At 54.5% G+C, this 21,874-nt stretch carries 17 protein-coding genes and 1 tRNA gene; 12 read left to right on the top strand and 6 right to left on the bottom strand.

The window, feature by feature from the left end; genetic code table 11:
- Positions 1-3 precede the first annotated feature (3 nt).
- Positions 4-1,407, top strand: coding sequence for a threonine synthase (gene thrC, locus WC392_08975; GenBank protein MFA5242488.1), 1,404 nt, complete (start codon positions 4-6; stop codon positions 1,405-1,407).
- 5 nt (positions 1,408-1,412) lie between these two features.
- Here thrC and hpnE read toward each other — a convergent pair whose 3' ends face one another.
- Genes hpnE through hpnC form a run of 3 tightly spaced genes read right to left on the bottom strand, consistent with a single transcriptional unit; the run spans position 1,413 to position 4,344 of the window.
- Complete coding sequence (gene hpnE, locus WC392_08970) at positions 1,413-2,711, bottom strand: hydroxysqualene dehydroxylase HpnE (protein ID MFA5242487.1); 1,299 nt, start codon at positions 2,709-2,711, stop codon at positions 1,413-1,415.
- Positions 2,696-3,529, bottom strand: a complete 834-nt coding sequence (hpnD, locus tag WC392_08965) for a presqualene diphosphate synthase HpnD (protein MFA5242486.1) — start codon at positions 3,527-3,529, stop codon at positions 2,696-2,698. The genes hpnE and hpnD overlap by 16 nt, the downstream gene beginning before the upstream one ends.
- A gap of 2 nt (positions 3,530-3,531) precedes the next feature.
- Entirely contained in the window at positions 3,532-4,344 is an 813-nt protein-coding gene (hpnC, locus tag WC392_08960; GenBank protein MFA5242485.1) for a squalene synthase HpnC, read from the bottom strand.
- 47 nt (positions 4,345-4,391) lie between these two features.
- Here hpnC and WC392_08955 point away from each other — a divergent pair.
- The 6 genes from WC392_08955 to WC392_08930 all read left to right on the top strand — a co-directional run bounded on the left by WC392_08955 (position 4,392) and on the right by WC392_08930 (position 9,308).
- A tRNA-Leu gene (locus tag WC392_08955) sits at positions 4,392-4,476 on the top strand.
- A gap of 355 nt (positions 4,477-4,831) precedes the next feature.
- Positions 4,832-5,482 carry a hypothetical protein gene (locus WC392_08950; protein ID MFA5242484.1) on the top strand — a complete coding sequence of 217 codons (651 nt, stop codon included), beginning with the start codon at positions 4,832-4,834 and terminating at the stop codon, positions 5,480-5,482.
- A 71-nt stretch (positions 5,483-5,553) separates the two neighbouring features.
- The gene (locus tag WC392_08945; protein ID MFA5242483.1) at positions 5,554-5,826 is read left to right on the top strand and encodes an HPr-rel-A system PqqD family peptide chaperone; all 273 of its coding nucleotides are present in this window, start codon (positions 5,554-5,556) and stop codon (positions 5,824-5,826) included.
- A 2-nt stretch (positions 5,827-5,828) separates the two neighbouring features.
- Positions 5,829-6,743 (top strand): HprK-related kinase A, encoded by a 915-nt coding sequence (locus tag WC392_08940; protein MFA5242482.1) that lies wholly within the window; start codon positions 5,829-5,831, stop codon positions 6,741-6,743.
- 22 nt (positions 6,744-6,765) lie between these two features.
- Positions 6,766-7,821: a nucleotidyltransferase family protein gene (locus WC392_08935; GenBank protein ID MFA5242481.1), complete on the top strand. Its 1,056-nt coding sequence runs from the start codon at positions 6,766-6,768 to the stop codon at positions 7,819-7,821.
- 497 nt (positions 7,822-8,318) lie between these two features.
- The gene (locus WC392_08930; GenBank protein ID MFA5242480.1) at positions 8,319-9,308 is read left to right on the top strand and encodes a transglycosylase SLT domain-containing protein; all 990 of its coding nucleotides are present in this window, start codon (positions 8,319-8,321) and stop codon (positions 9,306-9,308) included.
- 79 nt (positions 9,309-9,387) lie between these two features.
- Here WC392_08930 and WC392_08925 read toward each other — a convergent pair whose 3' ends face one another.
- Together WC392_08925 and WC392_08920 are read right to left on the bottom strand one after the other, a co-directional pair.
- Positions 9,388-10,422 carry an SDR family oxidoreductase gene (locus WC392_08925; GenBank protein MFA5242479.1) on the bottom strand — a complete coding sequence of 345 codons (1,035 nt, stop codon included), beginning with the start codon at positions 10,420-10,422 and terminating at the stop codon, positions 9,388-9,390.
- Between the two features lie 17 nt (positions 10,423-10,439).
- Entirely contained in the window at positions 10,440-11,720 is a 1,281-nt protein-coding gene (locus WC392_08920; protein ID MFA5242478.1) for a nucleotide sugar dehydrogenase, read from the bottom strand.
- Positions 11,721-12,116: 396 nt separating this feature from the next.
- On the opposite strand from WC392_08920, the gene WC392_08915 reads away from it, so the two are divergent.
- The 5 genes from WC392_08915 (at position 12,117) to WC392_08895 (ending at position 20,251) form a co-directional block, all read left to right on the top strand.
- Positions 12,117-12,929 carry a serine protease gene (locus WC392_08915; GenBank protein MFA5242477.1) on the top strand — a complete coding sequence of 271 codons (813 nt, stop codon included), beginning with the start codon at positions 12,117-12,119 and terminating at the stop codon, positions 12,927-12,929.
- A gap of 397 nt (positions 12,930-13,326) precedes the next feature.
- Entirely contained in the window at positions 13,327-14,724 is a 1,398-nt protein-coding gene (locus tag WC392_08910; GenBank protein MFA5242476.1) for a TIGR03013 family XrtA/PEP-CTERM system glycosyltransferase, read from the top strand.
- A 19-nt stretch (positions 14,725-14,743) separates the two neighbouring features.
- Positions 14,744-16,822: an XrtA/PEP-CTERM system histidine kinase PrsK gene (prsK, locus tag WC392_08905; protein MFA5242475.1), complete on the top strand. Its 2,079-nt coding sequence runs from the start codon at positions 14,744-14,746 to the stop codon at positions 16,820-16,822.
- 16 nt (positions 16,823-16,838) lie between these two features.
- Positions 16,839-18,191, top strand: coding sequence for a PEP-CTERM-box response regulator transcription factor (prsR, locus tag WC392_08900; protein ID MFA5242474.1), 1,353 nt, complete (start codon positions 16,839-16,841; stop codon positions 18,189-18,191).
- 191 nt (positions 18,192-18,382) lie between these two features.
- Entirely contained in the window at positions 18,383-20,251 is a 1,869-nt protein-coding gene (locus WC392_08895) for an asparagine synthase-related protein (protein MFA5242473.1), read from the top strand.
- Between the two features lie 195 nt (positions 20,252-20,446).
- On the opposite strand, the gene WC392_08890 is transcribed toward WC392_08895, so the two are convergent.
- The gene (locus tag WC392_08890) at positions 20,447-21,763 is read right to left on the bottom strand and encodes a DEAD/DEAH box helicase (protein MFA5242472.1); all 1,317 of its coding nucleotides are present in this window, start codon (positions 21,761-21,763) and stop codon (positions 20,447-20,449) included.
- Between the last annotated feature and the right edge of the window lie 111 nt (positions 21,764-21,874).

Genomic DNA, 21,874 nt, shown 5'->3' with positions numbered 1-21,874 from the left:
ACCATGAAATATTTGAGTACCCGCGGCGGCATGCCGCCCAAAACCTTCACCGAAATCCTGCTTGGCGGCCTCGCCACCGATGGCGGCCTGACCATTCCAGACGCCTACCCACGGCTGAGCAAGGATGAACTGGCAGCCATGCGCGGCATGAATTACCGTGACCTGGCATTCGAGGTGATTCGCCGCTTTGCCGACGATATCCCTGCTGCCGATCTCAGGGCGATTGTCGATAAAACCTACACTGCCGATATATTCCGCAGCGAAGACATTACGCCGGTCAAAACGCTGGAGCCGGGCCTGCACATTCTCGGCCTGTCCAACGGCCCGACGCTGGCCTTCAAGGACGTGGCGATGCAGTTGCTCGGCAACCTGTTCGAGTATGTGCTGGAACAGGAAAATGCCGAGATCAATATTCTCGGCGCGACCTCCGGCGACACCGGCAGTGCGGCGGAATACGCCATGCGCGGCAAGCACAGGGTGAAAGTATTCATGCTCTCGCCGCAGGGCAAGATGAGCCCGTTCCAGACCGCGCAAATGTTTTCGCTGCAGGACCCGAACATATTCAATATTGCCGTTAAAGGCGTGTTCGACGACTGCCAGGACATCGTCAAGGCCGTTTCCAACGATCTGGAATTCAAGGCCAGACACAAGATCGGCGCGGTGAATTCGATCAACTGGGCGCGCGTCACAGCCCAGGTGGTGTACTACTTCAAGGCTTATTTTGCGGTGACGCGGAGTAATGACGAGGAAGTGTCGTTCTCGGTACCCTCGGGCAATTTCGGCAATGTTTGCGCCGGTCACATCGCCAAGGAAATGGGCTTGCCGATCCGCAAGCTGATCGTCGCCACCAACGAAAATGACGTGCTGGACGAGTTTTTTCGCACCGGCGCATACCGCCCCCGCCCGGAAACACGCCACACCAGCAGCCCTTCCATGGACATTTCAAAAGCGTCCAATTTCGAGCGCTTTGTTTACGACCTGGTGGGTCGTGACCCGGCGGTGGTCAAGGAGCTTTGGCAGAAGGTGGATGGCGGCAGCAGTTTCGACCTTTCCGCTACCCCGTATTTTGCCCGGGTAAAGGACTTCGGCTTCACCTCCGGCGAGAGCAGTCATGCCAACCGCCTCGCAACCATTCGCCACATTTACCAGAAATATGGCGTGATGATCGACACCCATACCGCCGATGGCGTCAAGGTGGGCCTGGAACACCGTGAAGCGGGCATCCCGCTGGTGTGCCTGGAAACTGCCTTGCCGGCCAAATTTGAAGAAACCATACGCGAGGCGCTGGGGTGTGATCCCGAGCGTCCCGCCGAACTGGCAGACCTTGAAAAACGGCCACAGCGCTACGAAGTCATGGATTCAAGCGCCGATGCGGTAAAACGTTTTATCGTTGCCCATTGCGGCTAAATCGATCAGTTACTGATTGCCTCCGAGACCAGCGCAGCGCATTTCACCCCGCTGCGCACCGCGCTCTCGATGGTGGCGGGGTAATCACTCGCGGTATAGTCACCCGCAAGGTAGAAATTTTTCAGGCCTGTTTTCTGATCCGGACGCTCCGTCCCGACAGCGCACGCGAAAGTGGCGCGTTTTTCTACAATCACCTTGTGCCAGAGCGGTTCGGTCAACTCGAAAACCTGCTTCAACTCGGCGGCGATCCGGGCTGCCATCTGCTCTGCCGGGACGTGCTGCCAGTCGCCTTCTGTGCTGATGATTACCGCCAGCAAGCCGGGGGTGCCATGCGTCTGACCATGATCAAACACCCATTGTCCCCATCCGCCGCTCAAGCCCAGCATGGGTTGCGGTAGCTGTACCTGTTCCGGATATTGCAGGTAAATCGTGGCAATGGGCTGGTAGGAAAATTTCCGTATCAATCCGGCAGCCGGTGCAAGCCCGGGAAGTGCGGAAATCAGCGGCAGGGCGTGCCGGGGGGCCGTGGCGCAAATGACATGGCTGAACATTTCCGATCCGCCTGCCCAGTGCAGGGTGAAGCCCTGATTGACGGCATCAACCTGCCTGATGCGGAAACCGGTCAGGATTTTTCCACCCCGGTTACGGATATGGCTTGCTGCGGCATCAGGCAGCAATGCGGACAGGTTGACGCGCGGCAGCACCAGGTCGCTATCGCTGCGCGCATGGCTGAAGCTGTCGCGCAGCACATTCAGGAAAACCTGTGCTGACGCCTGATCCATGGGGGTGTTGAGAGCGGCCAGGCATAGCGGCTCCCACAGCAGGCGGCCGATATTGCCGTCCTGGCCGTGCCGGGCCAGCAGGCTGGCCACGCTGGTGTCCCGAGCCAGGCGAAAACCCATGAGCCTGAGTCTGAGCGCAAAGCGGATGGCGGAAGAGCGCTCGCTGAACGGTAGCCCCCGCGCATTCAGCAATCCCAGCAGCAGGTGAAACGGGGCAGGCAGGGCAGGAGCCCTGAGTGCGAACTGGCCGGGTACGGAAAGCGCCAGCGGCAGGCGCAGTACCGCATCTCGCACACCGACGCCGTCCATCAGGCTCAGCGTTTCGTGGTAGGCGCCGAGCAGAATGTGCTGGCCGTTATCCAGCCGGATGCCGTGATAATCGACACCACGTGCGCGTCCACCCAGCACTTTTCCAGCTTCGAACAGCGTTACCGGGATGCCGCATTCTGCAAGTTTTACCGCAGCGGCAATGCCGGCAAAGCCACAGCCGATGACGGCTGCCCGTCCTAACTCTTCAGCCATGTCCGCCAGGCGATCCAGAGCTTGCGTAGTGGAGGCAGGGAGGTTTTCTGCTTCAGGACGTGGCAGCCATCGGCTTCGATTTCATCCAGCAAGGTCTGGTAGATTGCTGCCATGATCAGCCCCGGCATCTGGGTCTTGCGGTCTTCCGCAGGCAGTTCAGCCATGGCCTGGCTATAATATTGCCTGGCGCGCTTGATCTGGAACGCCATCAGCCTGGTAAATTCTTCGGTTTCCCTGCTTTGCAGGATGTCGGCCTCGTTCACGCCAAATTGCTGCAATTCATCGAGTGGCAAATAGATGCGATTGCGGCGCGCATCCTCCCCCACGTCGCGGATGATATTGGTGAGCTGGAAAGCCAGGCCGAGATCGTGCGCATATTTTGTGGTCTGGCGGTTGCTGTAACCGAATATTGCCGCCGCCAGGAGTCCGACCACGCTTGCAACCCGGTAGCAATAGAGCTGCAAGGCCTTGAAGTCGGCATAGCGGTTGCTGTTCAAGTCCATTTCCATGCCGTCGATAATCTCGAAAAACTGCTCCATCGGGAGGTCATAGGCGCGAATGGCTGGCTGTAGCGCCTGGCCGACCAGGTGGTGGGGCTTGCCGGCAAAGGTGTGGGAGATTTCCTCGCGCCACCAGGCGAGCTTGGCGTGAGCAACCTGAGGCTCATGGCATTCGTCGACAACATCGTCAACTTCGCGGCAAAAGGCATATAGCGCGGTGATGGCCTGACGTTTCTGCTGCGGCAGGAAGCGGAAGCTGTTGTAAAAGCTGGAACCGCTGCTGGCAGCCTTTTCCTGGCAATACTGGTCGGGCGTCATGCTTATCTGGCCAGAACCGAGCGGTACAGCATGTAGGCCCAGTCACGGGTCTTGAGGACAGGGCGCTGGCTGAAAACATCGCCACGGGATTTGTGCAGTTTGCGCAGAATGGATTCTCCTCCCATGATGATCATGCGCATTTCAAGTCCGATCCGCCCCGGCAATATTTTTCCCAGCGGCGCGCCGGACTGGAGCAATTTGCGCGTGCGTTCGATCTGGAACAACATGAATGTGCTCCAGGCTCCGCCGCTGTCGGCACGGGCGATCTGATCTTCGCGGATGCGATATTTTTCCATTTCATCTTGCGGCAGGTAAATGCGGTCCTTGCGGTAGTCGATCTCCACATCCTGCAGGAAATTGATCAGTTGCAGGCTGGAACAGATTGCGTCTGAATAAGCCAGGTTACGGCGGTCCGTGGCACCATACAGATGCAGCAGCAGGCGGCCCACCGGATTGGCGGAGCGGCGGCAGTAATCCATGACTTCACCAAAATGCGCGTAGCGTTTTTTGCTCACATCCTGGGAAAAGGCATCGAGCAGGTCATGAAACAGCTGCACGGGCAGATGATATTGCGCAATGATCTCTGCCAGTTGCATGAATAGTTCCGTTTCCGGCTCTGAACCGGCGGCGATTCGCTGCAACTCGGCACGGAAGCCATCCAGCAGTGCCAGGCGCGTCGCGCTGTCCAGATCGCCCTCGTCAGCAAAATCGTCCGCCTGGCGGGAAAAAGTGTAAATAATGCTGACAGGCTGGCGCAGGCGCGGTGGAAGCAGGATCGAGGCGACAGGAAAGTTTTCGTAATGTTGGTCGGTCATTGAGCAAACTGGCAGCCAGAGGCGGGATAGTTTACACTACGCGACTCGCGAAAGTGGCGGAATTGGTAGACGCACTGGATTTAGGTTCCAGCGCCGCAAGGTGTGGGGGTTCGAGTCCCCCCTTTCGCACCAGCATTCTTCTCGTTCAGGTTTTTCAGAACTTTGACAAAATCGTCAAAATCCAATGCCGTGTGGGTATTCTGAGGGATTTCCGCTTCAGTTCGGAGGCCTGCTCATCACCCCTCTTTCATCAGTTGTGTCGAGAATGTTTACACTTGCACTAAAACATTTCAGAATTGCCACGAGCCAGGCTTTGAGTAAACCGAATAGGTGATTGTTTTTAAGGTGTTAAGGCCTTTTGTTGTGGTGCATGGTATATATCTTGCTTTATTAAATACAAACGGATTTTGCGCGCTTGATCATGGCTAGGTAAAGTGTGTTTATTGTGAAAGATCTGCCATGACAAGTGACGATCAAGGAGAATGGCATGAACATCAAGGATAATCAGAGCAGCGAAATGGAAAATACACCATTAGCTCATGGTCTTGCCGATCAAACCAAGCCGGCTGTAGACGAATCGCGCAGGCACTTCACCAAGTCCGGTCTGGCTGTGTCTGGGGTGTTGCTCACACTCGCCAGCCGGCCGGTATTGGGTGCCGTTCAGTGCCAATCACCGTCCGGCTTCATTTCCGGCAATGTCAGTGCCACTGGCACACCCCAGGAATGCAGCGGCTTGTCTCCCGGCTACTGGAAAAACCATCCGGAAGCGTGGCCGTCGCCATACAAGGCAGGAACATGTTCAGCGGGTTGCGGGCAAGCATCAAACTGGACTAATGTCGATGCCACCATGTTTGTGGCTGCATTTAATTGCAGCAACCATGGCTTGATTTACGCTCCATACACCATGTTCGAGGTGATTAGCTCGGGCGGCGGTAGTGTAGACCCTCAGGAGTTGGGCGCTCACATCATTGCGGCCTTGCTTAATGCCAGGAAATTATTGACTCCGGTATTAACCGAACCGCAGGTCATAAACATGTTCAACGAATGGAATCTTAATGGCTATTTTGAACCGACTGCGGGCGTTAAGTGGTACGGTGAGGATATAGTCGAGTACATAATCAGTACCTTTGATGATTAACCAGCTTTGATAATTGACTGATTTCCGGTGGGCAGGCTTCATATTTGTAGAAAATTGGGTTCAATTCGAGAATGATGTGGCAAGCGATTTCCGGTGATGCACTTCATATCCGTTTCTGGAACGATGAGTTCGTTGTCTACAACAGTCTGTCCGGGGATACTCATTTGCTGGGCGCTTCTGCCGCTCATATCCTGTTGAAACTACAACACACGGCATCGGATGTGGCCACCTTGGCCGCATCTCTCGCCTCTCTGATGCAAGCCGAAATGGATGACGAGTTTCTATCTCAAACAGAGCAACTTCTCGCCGGCCTTGGCAAGCTTGCATTGATTGAACATAGCTGATTTTGAATGTTTCTGCGTTAACACACTCAGAACTTGGGTTCCGGCTCGGAAAGGCCGGAATCTTTATCCAGACCGGCTCATTCATTACCCATCTGCAAACCTCGATCCCCGGCGTGGCTGAAGGTATCGGTTTGCTTTATGCCGATTACCCATTGCTGGAACAAGCGGATTTCGCTGATTTCCACGTCAGCCTCGCTCCCCCCCGTAACCTGAGACGCTGGTTCAAGCCCCAGGTCTTGTTTTTCTTTGACGGGCATCCCCCATTTAAGCCCCTGCCGCTTGATCAGGCGTTTCCGATGTTCGAGTGGGGGCTCAATTGGTGCGTGTCGAGCCAGGCCAACCGCTATTTGATCATCCATGCGGCCGTGGTTGAGAAGGGCGGTCATGCGGCCATTTTGCCCGCCCCGCCCGGCTCGGGTAAAAGCACGCTTTGTGCGGCATTGGTGAACCGCGGCTGGCGATTGCTTTCGGATGAGCTTGCCCTGGTGCGCGTCAGTGATGGGAAAATTGTCCCGCTTCCACGCCCTGTCAGTTTAAAAAACGAATCCATTGACATCATCCAGCAATACGAGCCAGATGCGGTTCTTAGCCGCAAGGTCAGCGACACGATGAAGGGCACGGTTGCCCATATGAAAGTGCCCGCGGAGAGTATTGCCCGCGCAGCGGAAACCTGCAGGGCTGCCTGGGTGATCTTCCCGAAATACCAGGCTGGCGCAGCTGCCCGCCTGGAAGCCCTGCCGCAAGCCCGTGCTTTTATGCGGGTCGCCGATAATGCTTTTAATTACAGCCTGCTGGGCGTCAAGGGCTTTGAAGCCATGGCGGGACTGATTGATGCCTCCCTATGCTATGATTTTACCTATAGCGTCCTGGACGAAGCCATTGAAACATTTGCTGTATTAAAGCCGCCAGCCATCTGAAGTGAACTCATCCCCCCTGGTTTTGCAAGCGTTTCGCCAAGCCGATTCGCTGATTTCCCTGAGTCTTGCCGACTGGGATCTGCTATTGCGCCAGTCGCGATCCGCCAATTTGCTGGCGCGCCTTTATGTTTTGCTTGATGAGCGCGGCCTGCTTGAAAAAATGCCGCCGCAAGCGCGAGAGCACCTGGAATGGTCGCACGCGACTGCTGAAAGGCACACTCAAGCGGTTCACTGGGAAGTAGGCCAGATCCAAAAGGCCCTGGTAAAGTCCGGGGTGCCAATCATTCTCCTCAAGGGCGCCGCCTATGTCATGGCAAACCTGCCTTCAGCGCGCGGCCGTCTTTTTACCGACATCGATATCATGGTGCCCAAAGAAAGCCTCAATGCGGCAGAGGCCGCCTTGATGCTGCACGGCTGGGCCGCTACACATCACGACGCCTACGATCAGCGCTACTACCGTACCTGGATGCATGAGTTGCCCCCGATGAGGCATGTCAGGCGATCGACGGTGATTGATGTGCATCATGCAATTCTGCCGGAAACGGCATCCATTCATCCTGATCCGGAGAAGCTACGTGCAGCGGCATGTGCGCTGGAAGGACACGAAGGCCTCAAGGTTCTTGCTCCAGCCGATATGGTTTTACACAGTGCTGCTCACCTCTTCCATGATGGAGAACTGGAGAATGGCCTGCGCGACTTGGTCGATATTGACAGCCTGTTACGCCACTTCGGCAGTATTCCCTCGTTCTGGTCTGAACTCGTCGAACGGGCTGTCGATCTTGAATTGACCCGGCCTCTTTTTTACGCTTTGCGCTATGCCGCGAATATCCTGCATACACCTATCCCATCGGATGCGATGGAAGCGGCCAAAATCGGCTGTCCCAGTCAGCCCACCCGGGCCCTCATGGATAGTCTCTTTACCCGCGCGCTCATGCCGGTTCATCCAAGCTGTTCGGATGCTTTTACCAGTGGCGCGCGCTGGTTACTCTATGTCCGTGCAAACTGGCTGCGCATGCCGCCTTTACTGCTTGCGCGGCATTTGTTTCACAAAGCCTTTATTTCATCCAAGACCGATTAAGCCGCTTCCTGGTGTCGAAATTATTTACACCTGGATGGCGATACGCGGGGTGTCTTCTGTGCTACCGGATTTCTGCCCAATAAATACAATGAGTTGTATCTGTTGGAATGGAAAATGCTGGATAGAAAGCATGGATGGAATGGGTTCCTGAGGGTTTGACACCTCTCTCTGGTTTTATTGTCGATCACAAGGTTAAAACCACCGGCTTTAGCCGGTCAGTTTTAGCTGAATTGATGCTTTATCACAATTCAAATTCGCCATTAAATCCCATGTAGGTTGGGTGAGGCGCGGTTTTTGCGCCGTAACCCAACAGACCTGACCAAAAGTAGGCGCCTCTAGGCGACATCAAGAACAGGTTTTGAAGTTTGGGTTTGTTGGGTTACGCGACAAGGCCGCTAACCCAACCTACATGAGAGGCGTCGTTTAGTTGACGCGTCTCCGGACTTTCAGTCCGTAATTCAAACCCATCAGCTTTAGCTGGTGGTTGTTTTGAGTACATGTCATTGATCTTTATTTCTAAAGACAACTTCGATGATGCAGGAATTCAAGCGTTTTTTAAGTCAGTATTTAGTTGGGGGGGGGGCATGAGCTTTCTTGGAAAATCCTTGTTTGGTCTGGTCTTGTTGGCCTTGTGGAGCGGTGGAGCTGGCGCCGGGGTTGATTTGCCATTGGCCGTGCCGGAAGTGTCTGAAAATTCGGATAACCCGGAAATACTGATGGCTCTTGCTGTCAAATACGAACACGCCGAAGGTGTGCCGCAAGATTTTTCCAAAGCCAAAACCCTTTATTGCCGTGCTGCCCGATCAGGTCATGCTGATGCCCAGTATGCGCTTGGCTGGATGTATGCCAATGGGCGCGGGGTTTCGCGGGACGATGGTGTTGCCGCCCAGTTGTTTGCCATGGCGGCTGAACAGGGGCATGCATATGCAATCAAGATGATGCGCTACACCCGGACTGATGTGACGTCGCAGATGCCTGCCTGTCTGTTGCCTGATAAACAGGTAGTGCAAGACGAAGATACCAGCCAGGAGGTGGCGGTGACTTTTCAGAATGGGCCTATTTCCAGGCTGGTGCATCAACTGGCGCCTCGCTACGAAGTTGACCCCCGGCTGGTTTTGGCGGTCATCTCGGTAGAGTCCGGGTTTAATGCCCGGGCAATATCGCCTAAAAATGCACAAGGCCTGATGCAGCTTATCCCCGAAACGGCTCAGCGTTTCCGCGTCAAGAATGCTTTCGATCCGGCAGAAAATATCAAGGGCGGCACGGCTTACCTGCAATGGTTGCTGGCATTCTTCAAGGGCGATGTGTCGCTGGTGGTTGCAGCCTACAACGCTGGAGAGAGGGCGGTGGAGCGCTATCGCGGAATTCCGCCTTATCCCGAGACCAGGGATTACGTGCGAAGGATCAAGCTGCTCTACAGGAAACCCACACATCCCTATCAGTCCAACCTGGTGGAGTCATCGTTTGTGGCGCCGCCGGTGAACTAAAGCTGGTAGAGCGTAAATTTCTGCTTCTTAATTCTTAAGCCAGTTCCGGGAGAGACGGAATTCGGCTCTCCCCGGTCCTTCATTTGGGTGCAAGATGCGCTACGTACCAGTCCATGGCTTGCCTGAGTCCTTCATCAATTCGATGGGTCGGCTCGAAGCCTAGCAGCCTGGCTGCTTTTGAGATGTCGGCCTGGGAATGGCGCACATCTCCTTCGCGAAAGTCGACGTGCTGAGGGCTATGCGTTTCAAGATGGGGGAATTGTTTCAGGAGCAGTGAACGCATCATTTCATAGAGCTGGTTAAGGCTGGTGCGTTCATTGAGCGCCACGTTGTAAACCTGGTTGGCTGCCTCGGGGTTGTCTGCCAGAGCTGCGAGCAGGTTTGCCTGAACGACGTTGTCAATAAAACAGAAATCCCGGCTGGTTTCGCCATCCCCGTTGATATACAGGGTTTGATTCCTGATGAGAGCGGCCACCCATTGGGGGATTACCGCAGCATAAGCGCCATTCGGATCCTGCCTTGGACCAAAGATGTTGAAGTAGCGCAGCCCGATGGACTCGGTGCCATAGCAGCGGGCAAATACATCAGCGTAGAGTTCGTTGACATATTTGGTGACTGCATAAGGAGAGAGCGGTTTCCCGATCACCGATTCAACCTTGGGGAGATCGGGGTGGTCGCCATAGGTTGAGCTGGAAGCGGCATAAACGAAGCGTTTGACGGGGGCGTCGCGGGATGCCACCAGCATGTTCAGAAAACCAGAAATGTTATTCTCGTTTGCCAGGACAGGGTCTTCGATGGAGCGCGGTACGGACCCCAGGGCCGCCTCATGCAGAACAAAATCCACATTTCTACAGGCATTCGTGCAATCTTCTAGCTTGCGGATGTCGCCTTCAATGAAGGTGAAATTGCGCCACGCTTCCGGTTCGACCAATCCCCGCACCTGTTCGAGGTTGTACCTGTGTCCGGTTGAAAAATTGTCCAGCCCGGTTACCTTCTGGTTCAGCCTGAGCAAGGCCTCCAGAAGATTGGAGCCGATGAAACCGGCTACCCCCGTGATCAGCCAGTGGTGCTGGTGTTCCCTCAGATACTGCTGGGCATCTTGATATTTTGTCATGCGCGGCTATCCCTTTTCTAGAGTCTCCAGACGCTGAGACCTGTCTCACGGAGTGCTACTTGGTCGAATTGGGACTTTACGTCTATGAAGCAGCCGTTCCCGGCTACCTTGGACTGGAAATCACTCAAGGGTCTGGCAAGAAATTCGTGGTGTGAAACTGCGGCGACAATTGCATCCGCCCGGGGGAGGCTCTCCCAGGCCTCAAGCTCCAGACCGTATTCATGACGGGCTTCCTTGGCGTCGGCTACAGGATCGTGGACATGAACTTCAATCCCATAGTCCTGGAGTTCATGAATCAGGTCGGCGACTTTGGAGTTTCGCAGGTCAGGACAGTTTTCCTTGAAGGTCAGGCCAAGCACGTTGACTTTGGCGCCTCTCACATGGAAGCCGGCTTTAATGATCTGCTTTACCGTTTGTTCCGCGATGAATTTTGCCATGCTGTCGTTGATACGGCGGCCCGCCAGAATCACCTGGGGGATGTAACCGATCATTTCTGCCTTATGGGTGAGGTAGTAGGGGTCTACGCCGATACAATGGCCTCCGACCAAGCCGGGACGGAAGGGAAGAAAATTCCACTTGGTGCCCGCTGCCTGCAGGACTTCCAGGGTGTCAATGCCCAGTTTGTCGAAAATGATGGCCAATTCGTTCATCAAGGCGATGTTCAGGTCGCGCTGGGTATTTTCGATGACTTTGGCGGCCTCGGCGACCTTGATGCTGGATGCGCGGTGCACGCCGGCGGTGATGATGGTTTCGTATAGCTTTGCCACTTTCTCCAAAGTATCCGCGTCATCGCCTGACACCACTTTCAGAATGGTGGTGAGCGTATGTTCCTTATCGCCAGGGTTGATGCGTTCGGGTGAAAAGCCAACGTGGAAATCCTTTTTCCACTTCATGCCGGAATGTTTTTCCAGAATCGGGATGCAGACATCTTCCGTTGCTCCTGGATAAACCGTTGATTCATAGGTAATGATGGCTCCGCGCTTCATATGTTTTCCGACTGTTTCACTGGCGCCGATAAGAGGCGTGAAATCGGGTTGATGAGCAATATCAACCGGTGTCGGGACTGCAATGACGATATGGTCAGCTTGGGAAAGTTCGGCCGGGTTGGTGGTGACGGTGAGATGGCTGGCTGCTTTCAGGTCGGTGGACGAGACTTCGCCTGTCGGGTCAATGTGGCGCTTATAGTTTTCGATCTTGTCGGTGGACAGATCATAGCCGATGGTTCGCTGTTTTTTTCCGAACTCAACAGCCAGAGGCAAGCCTACATATCCGAGTCCCACCACGGCAACTGTATTCATCATCAAGTATCCCTTTGTTTTTGGCATAAAATTCAATTTAACTGACATCCCGGCAGGCTTCAATCCTGGGCTCTGGCAATATTTCCACGCTTGCCCGGAGCGCTTTCGCAATTATTTTATGGATTATACTGGTAAAGGTCTAGCAGCCTGTCGGACTTAAAGGAAATCGGCTGCAAATTCGCCTGGCCGGCCCATATTTCGCCGCTTTTTTGGGCAATAGAATGACTATTGCCCGGCAAAACCGACAAAATCTGTCCTCGCCCAGTCAAATTTTCGCTTCGATTCTTCAAGTCCGACAGGCTGCTAGGAAATCGATTGCTCTATCGAGTAAAGATGCCAAAATCGGGGTGGTTGCGACCAGCCTGATTTCTTCTGCTACATGTTATGGAGGTGGCCATGAATATCAAGATGATGTTCATCCGGGTTGGTGTTTTATTGACTTCCCTTGTCTATGCCAAAAGAGTTATTCTGTTGTGCTTGGGGTGTTTTTTTGCCAGCCAGCTTTGGGGGGGGGATCTTTCCAATACCATTGAAGCTGTAAAGCCATCTGTTGTTGGGATCGGCACTTTCCAAAAGACGCGCAGCCCTTCCGTGAGTTTCATGGGCACGGGTTTCGTTGTGGGCAATGGCTCGCTTATTGTAACCAACGCGCACGTTATTCCGAAGGTGATGAATGCCGACAGGATGGAGTCTCTTGTCGTTATCGTGGCAAGAGGCGACAAGGAGCAGGAGCTTAGGGCAGCGGTTCAGATCGCACTTGACACGGAACACGACCTTGCACTGCTCCAGATCAGCGGTTCAGTGCTCCCCGCGATGGAATTGGGGGATTCCGGCACGGTCAGGGAAGGGCAAATGTTTGCGTTTACCGGGTTTCCCATTGGCATGATCCTCGGGTTCCATCCCGTGACCCATCGCGGAATGCTTTCATCAATCACTCCCGTTGTTTTGCCCGCGCTGAATTCCAAACAGTTGGATGTAAAAGTGATCGCCCAGCTTCAAAAATCGGCTTATACCGTGTTTCAGCTTGATGGAACAGCCTACCCCGGCAATAGCGGCAGTCCGCTTTACGATCCGGAAACCGGAATCGTCTACGGGATCATAAACAAGGTTTTAATTAAGGGAATGAAGGAAAGTGCATTGAGCCATCCGAGCGGTATTACCTACGCTATCCCCAGCAACTATGTGCGTACCCTTTTGCAACGCAAATGACCATAAATAATAACAGGCGCCTGGCTTGAACCGCTGGAAGGATGGCTGTTAAAGCCGTTTTGTGTCATTGGCTGGCCCGCAAGCTGTCGAGTGAAACCTGTCCCATAATCAGGAATGATACAGATGCGTGTTGAGCGGCAAGGCTGCCGTCAATATCTCGACATCATTGACAGCGGCTCGGCTTTGATGCGGCCACGGCTACCATTCCTGTCAAAGTAAATCACAAAAAATCAACTTGTTAGTAATATGGCATATTCCTTGCGTACGATTGAGACTGACATCAGATATTAATTGATGGGAAGTAAACTGGCGTGTCCGTGCAGATGCATGAGTTGAGTAATCCGGACCATGGTTTACTGACCAGCTTGAAATACACAAAAAACACGAGGAACAGGAAATGTTTCGTATTTCCAATCATTACGTCTCAATCACAGGAATTATTCTTTTCGCAATTGAAGTGTTCATCCTGCTGGCTTCGGTCTACCTGGGCGCTTCAATCCGCTTCATGAATTCCTCGCAGCTTTTGGCTATTCCGTTTGCAAAGCTATTTCCAGAGGCGGGTGCTTTTGCATTCGTCATGGTATTCAGCATGACTTCTCTTGGGATGTATCAACTGGATTACAGGGAGGATTTCAAGAGTACTTTGCAACGCCTCATGCCGGCATTTGCATTGGGATTCGGACTCATGACCCTGGTTTTTTATTTGGCACCGGATCTTTATTTTGGCCGCGGCATATTGGGGATTGTTATTTTGATTGCCATTTCAGGGGTCTTGCTGACGCGGATTGTTTTTTTTAGGTGGTCCAGTCTCAGCCATCTGGCGCCGAAAATCATGATTCTGGGTGTTGGCGCGGTGGCCAAGGAGTGTGGCGATCTGGTCGGGAGTCACTATGGCCATCATAAACTCAATATCGTTGGTTTTATCCCAATGCCAGATGAAGAATGTCTTGTACCTCCTTCATCTGTGTTGCCGGTGAATGGGTCGCTGACATCCATGGCAAATAAATATAACGTGAATGAGATCGTTGTGGCGGTCCAAAATCGACGCAATGGGAGCTTTCCCATTCAGGACCTTCTGAAATGCAAGCTGCATGGGTATAAGGTGATTGACGCGGCGACTTTTTTCGAACGCGAGATGTGCCAGATTCGGGTGGACTCGCTACAGCCAAGCTGGCTGGTGTTTGGCGGCGGGTTTGACCAGGGGCAATTGCGCGCCGGCATTAAAAGGGGTTTTGACCTGCTTGCAAGTGTGATCCTTTTGATTGCCACGCTTCCCGTGATGATGATTACTGCGCTGTGTATTTATATCGAAGATCGCTCTCCGATTCTTTATCGGCAGAAAAGGGTAGGCAAGGATGGCCATCATTTTATGGTCATGAAGTTCCGCAGCATGCGAAATGATGCCGAGAAAGCAGGTAAGCCGCAGTGGGCGGCTGAAAATGATCCGCGCACGACCAAGGTGGGGCGGTTCATTCGCAAACTGAGAATCGACGAATTGCCACAAATCCTGAATGTTCTGAAGGGTGAAATGAGTTTTGTCGGCCCCCGGCCGGAAAGACCCTATTTTGTGAAACAGCTCTGCGATGAGATACCCTATTACAACGTAAGACACAGCATCAAGCCGGGGATTACCGGATGGGCCCAGGTGCGCTACCAATATGGAGCCTCGGTCGAGGATGCCTTACAAAAGCTCCAATACGACCTGTACTATGTGAAAAACAACAGTTTGTTCCTGGATATAATTATTTTGATTGATACCGTTCAGGTCGTTCTGTTCGGCAAGGGCGGGAGATGATTGCGGGAGTTGGCTTTTCATGCTGACAAGCATTGCGGCGTATAGCTACTTCATCGCGGCTGTCGCGTTTCTTTTCCTGAGCGGGCTTCTGCTGACCAGCTGGCGAGGCCGCCTGCATGGGATGATTTTGACATCCGCCTGCCTGCTTACGGCACTTTGGGCAGCGACGGTTGCCTATCATGTTGCCAAGGGGCATCCCTTGTCACTTCTGACTGATGTCCTGGAAATTTTTCGCAATGCAGGCTGGTCCATTTTTCTGGTCATGCTGCTGGGATCCTTTCAGAAAACAGATGCTTCCACTTCTGTCAGGTTCAGGCCGTTTGTAGCGGGTATCGCAGCTTTTTATCTTTTGATTTTTTTTGCAACCGTGTATATCCATTGGGGGGAGGGGACTCTCCATGGTTCGCTTGCTTTTATGACGGTTGTCACCGGGCGCGTGGCGATGGCTGTCATGGGCATGATCCTGGTGGAACAGTTCTACCGGAATACACCGGCCAAGCAGCGTTGGGGAATAAAGTACCTCTGTTTGGGAATTGGCGGGGTGTTTGCCTATGATTTTTATCTGTATAGCGATGCCATGTTGTTCAGGCATGTAAATTCGGAAATATGGGCCGCACGAGGGATTGTCAATGCCCTGATTGTTCCGCTTGTCGCTGTGTCGGCTGCACGCAATCCTCAGTGGTCATTAGGGATTTCGGTGTCGCGCCGTATCCTGTTCCATTCCGCGGCACTGTTCGGTGCGGCCCTCTACTTGCTGGCCATGGCGGCTGTCGGTTACTACCTGCGTTTTTTTGGCGGGAACTGGGGAACGGTCTTGCAGGCGGTATTCCTGTTTGGTGCCGTAATTTTGCTCATGGGGGTGCTTTTCTCAGGAAGTTTGCGTTCCTGGCTAAAGGTGTACATCAGCAAGCATTTTTTTATTTACAACTATGATTACCGGGAGGAATGGCTGCGCTTCACCCGCACGCTATCCGAGGTCGGGCATGGATTGGAAGAGCGCACCATCCAGGCTGTAGCCGAGTTGGTGGAAAGCCCCGGGGGCGCTTTGTGGCTCAACCGGGAATCCGGCAGTTGCGAACTCGTGACGCACTGGAATATGCCTTTGGCGAGCGGGTCGGAGCCGGCAAAGGGTGACTTTTGCCAGTTTCTGGAAAATAAGCAGTGGGTGATCGATTTACAGGAATATGATTCAAATCCTGAAAAATATGGCGCATTTTCCATGCCCCCATGGCTGCGGACTATCCCCAAGGCCTGGCTGGTGGTTCCTCTGGTCCAGCAGCGCAGATTGTTTGGTATTATGGTGCTGGCACAGCCCAGAAGCAGGGTCAGATTAAACTGGGAAGTGTGCGATCTGCTCAAAATCGCGGGGAGCCAGGCAGCAAGTTACCTTGCTCAACAGGAGGCGGCCAATGCACTCCTGGTGGCGCGGCAGTTCGAATCTTTCAATCGCATGTCCACCTTTGTGGTGCACGACCTCAAAAATCTGGTTTCCCAGTTGTCGCTCATGCTTTCCAATGCGGAAAAACACAAGAATAATCCCGAGTTCCAGAAAGATATGCTCGAAACGGTGGATCTCTCCATTCAAAAAATGAAGCTGCTCCTGCAGCGATTGAGCAGTGGCGCTTCCATTGAGAAGCCGGCCCCGCTTGTTATCGACCAGTTGTTGCAGCAAGCGGTGGCAGTCAAATCCGCAGTAGAGCCAAAGCCGGTGCTGGAGATCGTGGATGCTGGCCTGCCGGTATTGGCCAACTGGGCCCGCCTCGAACGGGTAATCGGGCATCTCATTCAGAATGCGATAGAAGCTACTCCCCGGGACGGGCAGGTAAGGGTGTGCCTGACCAGGGATAATGGGACCGCAATTATCGAGATTCGGGATACAGGGCGTGGCATGAACGAAGCATTTATCCGCGAGCGCCTGTTTAAGCCATTTGAATCAACAAAGTCAGCAGGTATGGGAGTTGGCGTGTTCGAGAGCAGGGAATACGTCCACGAACTTGGCGGGCAGCTTCAGGTCCGCAGCGACCCGTCAAGCGGCACGACCTTCCGCATGACCTTGCCGCTCCATAATCAGAATCATGCTGTCGAGAATGCCGCATAAGGGCAAGAGGAAAGAAGTGAGTCAAAATAAAAAATACCTGTTGATAATCGAAGACGATCCCGGGCTGCAAAAACAACTGCGCTGGAGTTTTGACGCATATGAAGTGCTGGTGGCGGGGGACCGGGAAAGCGCGCTCGCGCAGGTTCGCCGCTACGAACCTGCCGTGGTCACCATGGACCTTGGCCTTCCCCCCGACCCGGATGGCGCTTCGGAGGGCCTGGCCACCCTGAAGCAGATACTTGAACTTGCGCCGGATACCAAAGTGATCGTCCTTACGGGTAACCAGGATCATGGCAACGCGGTGAAAGCCATCGGTATGGGCGCTTACGATTTTCATCAAAAACCTTTTGACCCTGAAATGCTTGGCCTGGTGATTGAAAGGGCTTTCTACCTGCATGCGCTACAGCAGGAAAATCGCAGCCTGCTGCAGACTCAGGCGGATTCACCTCTTTCCGGCATTATCAGCAGGGACCCCGGCTTGCTTAAGGTGTGCCGCAGCGTGGAGAAGGTGGCGCCTTCGGATGCCACGGTCATGTTGCTGGGCGACAGCGGGACGGGAAAGGAATTGCTGGCGAAAGCCCTGCATCAGTTGAGCGCCAGACAGGGGAAGCGCTTCATGGCCATCAACTGCGCGGCGATTCCTGAAAACCTCCTGGAAAGCGAGTTGTTCGGCTACGAGAAGGGAGCCTTTACCGGGGCGGTCAAGCAGACCCTGGGTAAAATCGAACTCGCTAATGGAGGCACTTTTTTCCTGGATGAGGTGGGGGATCTGCCCATGTCCCTGCAGGCGAAACTCCTGCGCTTCCTGCAGGAAAGAGTGATCGAAAGGATCGGGGGAAGAGACGAGATTCCCGTGGATGTTCGTATAGTCTGCGCAACACATCAGAATTTGAAGGAGCTGATTGTGGCCGGGCAATTCCGGGAAGATCTCTTTTACCGGTTGAGCGAGATTGTGGTTACGATCCCGCCGTTGCGGGGCCGGGTGGGCGATGCCGCGCTGCTGGCGCATCACTTCAAAAACAAGTTCAGTGCCCATGAGGGGCGCTCCTTGCTGAATTTCAGCGAGGAGGCACTGGCCGCGATAGAAAACCATGGGTGGCCGGGAAATGTGCGGGAACTGGAAAACTGCATCAAGCGTGCCGTCATAATGGCGGACGGCCCCCAAATTACTGCGGATGACCTTGGATTGCAGGTTTCCTCTGCAACAGATGAGCCTATCAATCTGCGCCAGGTACGTGAGGATGCCGAATACAAGGCCCTGGTAAAAGCGCTGGCGCGAGTGGATGGAAATCTTGTCAAGGCGGCAGAACTGCTCGGTATCAGCCGGCCCACCATCTATGACCTGATGAGCCGTCATGGGGTCAAGTAGCATTGGGTTTAGCCAAATTATCCATGGGGATGCACATGCATGCAGGAGTGCCGTCCCCGGCGCGAATGAGGCCGCAAATCGCGGCGAGGGCGCCGCTCCCACAACGATGTTTTGGCTCTGATAATGGATTATCCGGCTTCAGTGCCCAGCAATAAACGGGCAGCGATGTTTGAAAATATAAGGAAATTATTGTGAGTGGTCTGTGTGGCTGGATCGGCTATGGTGCCGCAGCAGCCGATAACCTGCAGTTAGTCGAAAGAATGGCCGGAGCGCTGGCCCGTTTCGACGCCAGCGGCATACAGGTGCGGGCGGGTGCGGAGAGCGCACTGGCGGTTGTCGCCAATAGCGAGAGCGCGCATGTTTACCAGAGGGAAGGCCTCTTGGCCGCAGTATGGGGCCAGGTCAGATTCAAGGATGCGCGTCTGGCCCATCTGGCGCAGACAGAGGGCTTTGCAAAAACCCTGGCTGATGGCTGGCTGGAAAAGGGAGAGCGGATTTTTGCGGACCTGTCGGGCGCATTTTCTCTTTGCATCCTGAATGAGGATGCCGGCGAGGCCGTTCTGGCGATCGACCGCATGGGTATTCAGCCGCTTTCCTACCAGATTTCCGGCGCAGGCCTGGTATTCGGTTCGTCCGCGGATGCACTGGTTCTACACCCGCTGGCAAGGCCGGAAATCGATCCGCAGGCGCTTTATAACTACGTCTTTTTCCACATGATTCAGGGGCCCGGCACGATCTACAAGGGCCAGCAGCGCCTTCTGCCGGGCGAGTATCTCGTCTTCGGAAAAGGGAAGGCGGAAACCCGGAAATACTGGGAAATGCAGTTCCTGGAGCAGGAAAAACTGCCTTTCGCTGCCCTCAAGCAGGAGTTTCTGCGGCTATTGCACTCAAGCGTACACGAAGCCTGTGGTGATCAGGAGACAGGCGCGTTCCTCAGCGGCGGGACGGATAGCTCCACGATCGCGGGGATTTTGGGGGCGGCGGGTGGGCGGCCTGCGCGGACCTACTCCATCGGCTTCGAAGCCGATGGCTATGATGAGATGGAATATGCCCGCATCGCGTCACGGCATTTCTCTACCCAGCATCACGAGTATTATGTGACCCCGGACGATGTGGTGGCGGCCATTCCGCAGATCGCGGCGGTTTTTGACCAGCCTTTCGGCAATGCTTCTGCCGTGCCAGCATTTTATTGCGCACGCATGGCAAAGGCGGACGGCTTGAGCAGGATACTGGGCGGAGACGGGGGGGACGAACTGTTCGGCGGCAACGAGCGCTATGCAAAGCAAACGATCTTTTCCCTTTACGAACGCATCCCTTCAGCATTGCGCAGAAGTATCCTCGAGCCCATCGTTTTCAACATGCCCGCTGGCCAGAATATTCCACTGTTGCGCAAGGCCCGCAGTTACATCGACCAGGCCTCGGTGCCGATGCCGGCACGGCTTGAAACCTATAACCTGCTGGAGCGCTATGGTCATGAGCAGGTATTCACCCGGGAATTTTTGGCGACTACCGATATCGGACAACCTCTCTCGTGCTTGAATGAAACCTATCGCCAGGCCCATGCGGAAAGTCTGATCAACAAAATGCTTGCGCTTGATCTGAAATTCACTCTTGCCGATAACGATTTGCCCAAGGTCGCAAAAGCATGTGAACTGGCTGGGATGGAGGTGGCTTTCCCATTTCTTAACGACGAAATGGTGGCCTTTTCCGCACGGCTGGCGCCGGAGCTCAAGCTCAAGGGAACGAAGCTGCGCTATTTCTTTAAGGAGGCGCTACGGGGCACTTTGCCGGACGAGATCATTACCAAGCAAAAACACGGTTTCGGCCTGCCTTTCGGTGTCTGGCTTCAGAATCACAAGCCGTTGCAGGCCCTGGCCGCCGACAGTCTGAGCGATCTGAAATCGCGCCACATCATCCGCGCGGATTTTATCGACAAGCTACTCGGGCATCATCTGGACGAGCATGCCGGCTATCACGGCACCATGGTTTGGGTGCTGATGATGCTGGAACAATGGTTCAGGCAGCGGCAGGCGCCCGCCACCGGATCATCGCGCAAATGAACTTACGGCCATAATCGTTATTCTGCCTCAGCATCGCCACCTGGCCGCCGATGACCAGCAACTCCATGTCCTAGCAGTCATCCTCCCCCGCCGAGCAATGCCACAAAATAACAAACCCCGCCTTCGGGGAAAGACGGGGTTTGTCAGCAGCCTGAGCCGGATTTATCCGGCTTTTTTGTTGTTTGCTAAAGCAGATTAACCGTGACGGCGTCCGCTGTGATGGGTGAAGCCACCGCTATTGGGACGCTTTTCACCGCTACGGGCAAAACCGCCTTCGCGGCGTGGCTGGCCTGAGGCGCTGCGGTTGCCGCCTGGTCCTGGTTTGCCAGAGAACTTGCGATCCTGGCCGGAGCGGGGAGCGCTTGGACGCGGCACACGCTTGGGTTCGAGGCCTGCAATGGTATGCGGCGCAATAGCTTGGCCGGTGAAACGTTCAATCCGCTGCAGAAGCTGCATGTCCCGGTAGGATGCGAAGGAAACGGCAATGCCGGAAGCCCCTGCACGGCCAGTACGACCGATACGGTGTACGTAGTCTTCGGCAAACTTGGGCAGATCGAAGTTGATTACATGGCTGATGCCGGCAACGTCAATTCCGCGTGCTGCTACATCCGTGGCCACCAGGACGCGCAAGCCGCCGCGACGCAATTTGGTCAGGGTGCGGTTGCGTGCGCCCTGGTTCATGTCGCCATGCAGAGCGGCAGCAGCATGGCCCTGGGCAAACAGATCCTCGGCCAGCATGTCGGCATCACGCTTGGTGGCGGTAAAAACGATGGCCTGCTTCAGGTCGATGTCGGTGAGCATGTGCTGCAGCAGAAGATTTTTGTGCGCCATATCGTCTACAAAATGCAGGCGTTGCTCGATGTTCTCGTGGCGGTCCTGCTGTGCGGCGACCTGAATGCGTTTCGGATCTTTCAGCAAGCGCGTGGCCAGTTTGCCAATATTGCCGTCGAGCGTGGCGGAAAAGAGCAGGGTCTGGCGGCTGGCTGGAGTGGCGCTGGCAATTTTCTCCACATCCTCAATAAAGCCCATATCCAGCATGCGGTCGGCTTCATCCAGAATCAGCATTTCCAGACGGGAAAAGTCGATGCGGCCGCGGTCGATGTGATCGATCAGGCGGCCTGGAGTCGCAACCAGAATATCCACATAGCCTGACAGCAGCTTGTTTTGCAGCGGGTAAGGCATGCCGCCGAGGATGCTCACGGTGTTAAGGCGAAGGTGCTTGCCATATTTGCGCGCAGCGTCGTTTACCTGGGTTGCCAGTTCACGGGTTGGCGTCAATACCAGGACGCGAGGACCTTTGCTTTTGACGGCAGAGGGGGTGGAGAGACGGTGGATGGCGGGCAGCATGAAAGCTGCGGTCTTGCCGGTGCCGGTTTGTGCCGAGGCCATGATGTCGCGTCCGGCCAGCACTTCAGGAATGGCTTCGGCCTGAATCGGTGTCGGCGTGGTGTAGCCACTGTCAACAATGGCTTGAAGAATGGAGGGATGCAGTTTGAGATTTTCGAAAGACACGGAATTTCCTTAAGTTTAGATTCGCGTGGCAACACTTCCTCTTCCTTGCAGAACAAGCAAGAACCAAGGGGCGCAGACAAAACGCTATATAAAGGGGCGCACAGGCAGGGA

Origin of the sequence: Sulfuricella sp. (assembly GCA_041651995.1) — a bacterium.
GTDB lineage: Bacteria > Pseudomonadota > Gammaproteobacteria > Burkholderiales > Sulfuricellaceae > Sulfurimicrobium.
Note: the sequence above shows the minus strand (reverse complement) of the source record. Positions and strands in the feature narration are given on the sequence as shown.

Bases quoted from the DNA above. Each gene is read 5' to 3' on its own strand.
- thrC (MFA5242488.1), top strand. From the start codon at position 4: ATGAAATATTTGAGTACCCGCGGCGGCATGCCGCCCAAAACCTTCACC.
- WC392_08910 (MFA5242476.1), top strand. From the start codon at position 13,327: ATGTTTCGTATTTCCAATCATTACGTCTCAATCACAGGAATTATTCTT.
- hpnC (MFA5242485.1), bottom strand. From the start codon at position 4,344: ATGACCGACCAACATTACGAAAACTTTCCTGTCGCCTCGATCCTGCTT.
- WC392_08920 (MFA5242478.1), bottom strand. From the start codon at position 11,720: ATGAATACAGTTGCCGTGGTGGGACTCGGATATGTAGGCTTGCCTCTG.
- hpnE (MFA5242487.1), bottom strand. From the start codon at position 2,711: ATGGCTGAAGAGTTAGGACGGGCAGCCGTCATCGGCTGTGGCTTTGCC.
- WC392_08915 (MFA5242477.1), top strand. From the start codon at position 12,117: ATGAATATCAAGATGATGTTCATCCGGGTTGGTGTTTTATTGACTTCC.
- WC392_08945 (MFA5242483.1), top strand. From the start codon at position 5,554: ATGATGTGGCAAGCGATTTCCGGTGATGCACTTCATATCCGTTTCTGG.
- WC392_08925 (MFA5242479.1), bottom strand. From the start codon at position 10,422: ATGACAAAATATCAAGATGCCCAGCAGTATCTGAGGGAACACCAGCAC.
- prsK (MFA5242475.1), top strand. From the start codon at position 14,744: ATGCTGACAAGCATTGCGGCGTATAGCTACTTCATCGCGGCTGTCGCG.
- WC392_08930 (MFA5242480.1), top strand. From the start codon at position 8,319: ATGTCATTGATCTTTATTTCTAAAGACAACTTCGATGATGCAGGAATT.
- hpnD (MFA5242486.1), bottom strand. From the start codon at position 3,529: ATGACGCCCGACCAGTATTGCCAGGAAAAGGCTGCCAGCAGCGGTTCC.
- WC392_08950 (MFA5242484.1), top strand. From the start codon at position 4,832: ATGAACATCAAGGATAATCAGAGCAGCGAAATGGAAAATACACCATTA.